The 288-nt window shown below is 51.7% G+C and carries 1 tRNA gene; it reads right to left on the bottom strand.

Annotation, left to right across the window (positions count from 1 at the left end):
- Positions 1-15: 15 nt before the first annotated feature.
- Positions 16-88, bottom strand: a tRNA-Gly gene (locus QVP67_RS02560).
- Positions 89-288: the final 200 nt, after the last annotated feature.

Here is a 288-nt window from a genome sequence, read left to right on the forward strand (position 1 = left end):
GGGGAATGAAAAAGGAGCGGAAAACGAGACTCGAACTCGCGACCCCAACCTTGGCAAGGTTGTGCTCTACCAACTGAGCTATTTCCGCAGGTCGTTTTTGAAGAACGGGTGCAAAGATAAAGACTTTCACCGTTACCACCAAACTTTTCGACAAAAAACTTGCTTTTTCTTCCAACCCTTCTGCCTGTTGAGGAGAAATCGCCCCGACGGCAACAAGGCGAAACACCCTGCTCAGGGCTCGCCGGAAGGGCTTTTGCAGGACACTTGCACGGCTCGCGAGCAATGCAA

Origin of the sequence: Bacteroides sp. CAG:633 (assembly GCF_000435115.1) — a bacterium.
In the GTDB taxonomy this organism is placed as follows: domain Bacteria; phylum Bacteroidota; class Bacteroidia; order Bacteroidales; family Bacteroidaceae; genus Bacteroides; species Bacteroides ndongoniae.